Source organism: Sphingobium sp. ba1 (assembly GCF_000743655.1).
Lineage (GTDB): Bacteria > Pseudomonadota > Alphaproteobacteria > Sphingomonadales > Sphingomonadaceae > Sphingobium.
On record NZ_JPPQ01000006.1, the window covers coordinates 179,446 to 184,481 of the forward strand.

Below are 5,036 nucleotides of genomic sequence, written 5' to 3' on the forward strand. Positions count from 1 at the left end.
GCTATCGCGAGAAGGGCGGGCCGGTGACAGCGGGCAAGGCCTATGTGGTAGGCGAGAAGCGGCCGGAATTGTTCGTGCCCAACACATCGGGATCGATCGTCCCTGACTTGCGCGGGATCAGCGGGCCTAGCCTGTCGAGCCGCTCGCTTGGCGGATATATGGGCGCGGGCGGCACGATGCGCGAACGCGAAACCATCATCAAGGTTCAGGTGGAGGAAGGCGCGCTGTTCCGGCCTGTCGTTACCCAGATTGCGGGGCAGGTCGCGGCCCCGATGGCGGCCAGGGCGGCAGAGGCGGGATCGAGCGGCGCGCAGGTGGCGATGGTGCGCAGGCAATCGCGGCAACTGATCTAGCGCAGACGCGACGATGCACCCGACACTTGCGCGCGGGGGGATCATCGGGCGATACGCTATCAGTGCAAAAATCGGGAGAGCAGGCGTGGATGATATGGAGCGGCGGATACAGGCGCTTGAGGGCAGGATTATTGCTCAGGAGATATTAGGCAGAATCGTCTTAAGCGCCGTGGCGAACGGACAGGGGCAAAACCCCGTCGAAGTCATCGATCGGATTAGGCGCGAGACGTTCGCGACACTTCAAAATGCCCAACGTGATGTTGGAGATCATGCCGATGCGATATGGGAACAGGCGGTCGAAGCCATGGAGACTGAGTTTGCCGCTGTCCGCGCGCGCCTGTCTGATCAGTGACGTTTTATGTGCCATTCATGTGCCATGGAGTCGCCGGGAGGCCCGCGAAAACGGCGGAAAATGGCGGAAAAGCGTGTTATCAAAATGGCACATAGAATCAGGACGATCCCGCGACTGCTTGTCGGCTAAACTGCTGATTTTTAGAGGTAAAATCTGGATGCCCGACGAGGATTCGAACCTCGATTAACGGAGTCAGAGTCCGTTGTCTTACCTTTAGACGATCGGGCATCAATCTGTAGCGCGTTGCGCTTGGGAGGCCGCAGATAGGCGGCGATGCTCATTCGGTCAAGAGCTTCTCGATGATCTGGAATGACTTTTTGGTCGATCACATAGTCCATCGGAATCGAAAGATCAGCTCAATCCCGTGATATTAACAATCGGCGACGCTTGCTCTTACGCTTTAATAATTCTCCGCCAATCACCGTAATGCTCGCGCGTCGCTCCTTAAATTCCGGGGATTCAAGGATTGAACGAAGCATGTCGATTTTTGTCACGCCACTGCTTAACAGCGCGAGATGGTGCGAAAGACCAGCGGGATCAGCGCGACGACCAAGTGCGTGTTGATAAAATTTCTCAATGAACGCCTCATCATCTAGCGCAAGGATCGAAGCAACATCGACAGTCGCATCGGATTCGCGCCAAATTTTTTGCGTTGCACCGCTATCCACGTCATCTCTTGCAGAAGGTGAAGCGAGGGAAGAAGATTGCGATGCCGCATTTCCGACCGAATGACGAAAACGCAACGTGTCCCCGTCCTCAATGCGGTCCATCAGTCGATCATATAGGTCAGGACTAGACGTCAGGCTGGTGGCAAATTCGAATAGTCCGCGTGACCACTCATTCCAGTCGCTTGGTTCACGTTCGACCACGGTGGAATGGCCAAAAGCCACAGCAGCCCGCACCAACTCAGGTAGTTCGCTGTCGCTTTCATAGAGATACACGCCTTCAACCGTTAAAAAGGTGGCCAGTATCTCGCGTGTTGCTGGAATATCCCTGGCAACCACAGGCTTACCTAGTGCGAGGGCGTGCATAAGTGAAAGGCCAAACCCCTCATAATATGACGGCAAAATGATAACGCTACTGCCTGCCAGAATATCGTTCATTTCCTTTTCAGGAACGACGCCAGCTTGAAGTTCGCGCAGATTTCGGAGAGACGTTTCGCTTCCATTCCCCATGACTATAATGGAGAGGCTGGGGATAGCATTAGCAATCATTCTGCCAGTGCTGCCAGCAGCCTTATGTGCAAAATGGTTTCCCATAACAAGGACATGCTCCCGCCCTAATGTTACACCATCATAACGGGCGGCATAAGATTTTGGGCTGGTCGGCAAAAGGCGCGTAAATTTCTTAGCACGATCTTTTCGAATGAATCGATGACGGAACGTATCTTCTGCAAACTGGCTGATGAAGAACAGCCCACTTGCGTTACGCGCAACATAGGACCACATCGGCTCCACGTTGCTATCATAGCGCAAATTGCTGCAATCAAGCGCAATGACATCCAGCATTCCATATATATTAACGGGAGCGAGATGCTCCATAACATTTATATGATGTAAGTCGAAAGGCTGGCCAAAGAAGATAGCAACGGCGTAGGTTGGCGATATTTCAGTCCGGAATTTCACATTTTCAAGTTGGTCGATACCATGAAATTCGGCGACGGACTTATCGCAAATGGCGTAAACTTCAAATTCGTCAAACTGCCGCTTATCGCACCAATGGATGAAATTCACGATCAGTTCGTTCGTGCCATTGTGATGACGGCCCATGGTCAGCAGGTTAAGAGCAACCTTAAGCTTACCCTCCACAGTGGGTATTAGATTTTTTACCTGGGTCATGGCCCGATGTTCAGGAGAACGCTCAAATTCTCGAACCAACGGCAAAAACTCCGGGTGCCGTTCCATCATTTTTTGAAGATTATTTTGCTGCTGGCCTTTCAGGTCCATTTCGTGAAGCATGAAAGACGCCGATCCCGAATGATAGGCATAGGCGTGATTGGCGAGTGCTGCTCGATAACCTACTTTACCAGCACGCATCACGAGATCATTTTCTTCTTCATACCCAGTCCCAAAGGCTTCATCCAGATGCCCGAAGTTGGCCACGACTTGGGGGGAAATGAGCATATAGAAGCCTACGGCTGTGGGCGCTAAAGTATAGCGAGGCAAATATCGGTAGACTGATTGCCAACTTATGTGACAAATCTCCGGCGTCGTCGCGATGCCGGATAGATTATTTGGCGCTTGGGGAAATGTTGCGATGGCGGCGTTGTTAGATCGCGGGCATACAAAGCCAATTTGGGGATCCGATAACATTACCGCAACGCATTCTATCAATGTGTTTTTGTAGGTGATCGTGTCGCTGTTAATCAGAAGCGCGCCTGCGCCATTTTTTCGGCTGATCGCCAACCCTTTGTTAACGCTTTGAACGAAGCCTATATTGGCGGAATTACGAATATAGAGGTCAATCAAGCCCGACTTGTGACATTCTGCGAGATACTCTTCGACCGCCTCATCATCAGGCGAATCGTTAATGACGATGACCTTAGGATTATATGCCCGAATTTCATCCAGATTTGCGCTTATCGATTCGAGGCAAGTCTTAACCAACTCGACATTGCGATAAACGGGTATGATGAGATTGAGTTTCATCAAAGGTCCTTGATAACTGGCTCATTCCGCCTTGACTAAGGCGGTTCGAAGGAGGTCAGGTTCTATTAGCCACCCAACTCAGCGCGGTTCATCAATGGACGCCACCAGTCCTGGTTATCCAGGAACCAGTTGAGTGTGTCAGCAAAACCCTGCGGGAAATCACGCGATGGAGCGTAGCCCAATTCGCTGCGAATTTTGGTTTCGTCGATGGCATAGCGACGGTCATGGCCCTTGCGGTCCTGCACATAGGTCATCAGGTCGATCGAAGGGCGGCCCTGCGCGGCGGGCGCATCGGGGAACATCGTCGCGAGGGCGGGATTGCGCTCGAAAGCGGCATCCACACCGCGGCAGATTTCGCGAATCACTTCGATGTTAGGCAATTCCTGCCCGCCGCCGACATTATAGGTTTCGCCGATCCGGCCCTTGCGCAGAATGAGTTCGATGCCGATGCAATGATCTTCGACGTGCAGCCAGTCGCGGATATTCATGCCATCGCCATAGATAGGCAGATTTTTGCCCGACAGCGCATTGATGGTGAACAGCGGGATCAGCTTTTCGGGAAACTGGTAGGGACCATAATTGTTCGAACAATTGCTGGTCGTCGTTTCCAGCCCATAGGTGTGATGATAGGCCCGAACCAGATGGTCCGATCCCGCCTTCGACGCCGAATAGGGCGAGTTGGGGGCATAGGGGGTGGTTTCGCTGAACGCCGGATCATCCAGTTCCAACGTGCCATAGACTTCGTCGGTCGAGACATGGTGGAAGCGATGGGGGCGGCCGGTGCCCTTGTCGAGCCAGGCGGTCTTGGCCGCCTTGAGCAGACTGTGCGTGCCGATGACATTGGTCGTCACAAAGGCGTCAGGGCCAGTGATGGATCGGTCGACATGGCTTTCCGCCGCGAAATGAACGATCGTGTCGATATCATGATCGGCCATCAGTTGGGAAACGAGGTCGGTATCGCAAATGTCGCCGACGACCAATTCGACGTCGGGCACATCGGTAATGTTGGCAGGATTGCCTGCATAGGTCAGCGCATCGAGGACGACGATACCGTCATCGGGAGACGCTTTGCGCCAATGACGGACGAAATTCGCGCCGATGAAACCGGCTCCTCCAGTGATGATCAGATTGGCCATATGCCCGTATTTCGCTCCCTTGAAATCCCCACGTCGAAGAAATAGCGCGCCCTAGTCTGTTCAGATTGCGAGCGACTTATGATTCCCTTACCCGTCGCAAAGCAGTAGCCGCAAAATGTGCTGCACTGCAATCAGGAGGCCTGCTTTTTCGTCGCCTGACGAAATGCCTCTATGCTCGACATAAAATTTTGTTGCGGGGGTATTTTAGCGTCCGTCCGCGTTTGATCGGGTCGCCCGGCGAGGTCATAATGCTGGCTGCAATAAGCAAGCGAACCGCGATGACGAATGGTGGCCAAATGGGGAGACGTCGAAAAAAAATGGGGTGACCGCCCTTGCGGACAAAAATGGCCGACCAAACTTTGCCGCGTCAGGTCGGGGTTTTTGACTGGCGCGCCGCCATGCGCCAAATCCGCGTGCCATACCAATATATCGCCTTTTTTGGGGAGGAAGTATTGGACTCCATATTGGCTATCTTTGGCATGCTGCGTTAGCCTCTCTTATTCACCGGGCTGCTGCGTGATGGCTTAATCCGGGACGGGGTGGCAGG

Annotated in this window: 4 protein-coding genes, 1 tRNA gene and 1 pseudogene; 3 read left to right on the plus strand and 3 right to left on the minus strand. The window is 53.2% G+C overall.

The annotated features are described in order from the left end of the window. Nucleotides 1-353: pseudogene (locus tag IL54_RS22520) on the plus strand (hypothetical protein); the annotation flags it as partial. 85 nt (nt 354-438) lie between these two features. Continuing rightward, entirely contained in the window at nt 439-705 is a 267-nt protein-coding gene (locus tag IL54_RS00990; RefSeq protein WP_156106029.1) for a hypothetical protein, read from the plus strand. A 154-nt stretch (nt 706-859) separates the two neighbouring features. On the opposite strand, the gene IL54_RS00995 is transcribed toward IL54_RS00990, so the two are convergent. The 3 genes from IL54_RS00995 to rfbB form a co-directional block, all read right to left on the minus strand. Next, nucleotides 860-933, minus strand: a tRNA-Gln gene (locus IL54_RS00995). A gap of 128 nt (nt 934-1,061) precedes the next feature. Next, the gene (locus tag IL54_RS22525) at nt 1,062-3,353 is read right to left on the minus strand and encodes a glycosyltransferase (protein WP_076605436.1); all 2,292 of its coding nucleotides are present in this window, start codon (nt 3,351-3,353) and stop codon (nt 1,062-1,064) included. 65 nt (nt 3,354-3,418) lie between these two features. Beyond that, nucleotides 3,419-4,489, minus strand: a complete 1,071-nt coding sequence (gene rfbB / locus IL54_RS01015) for a dTDP-glucose 4,6-dehydratase (protein ID WP_037472276.1) — start codon at nt 4,487-4,489, stop codon at nt 3,419-3,421. A gap of 344 nt (nt 4,490-4,833) precedes the next feature. Here rfbB and IL54_RS23810 point away from each other — a divergent pair, with 344 nt between their 5' ends. Beyond that, nucleotides 4,834-4,980, plus strand: a complete 147-nt coding sequence (locus IL54_RS23810) for a hypothetical protein (RefSeq protein WP_156106031.1) — start codon at nt 4,834-4,836, stop codon at nt 4,978-4,980. Nucleotides 4,981-5,036 lie beyond the last annotated feature (56 nt).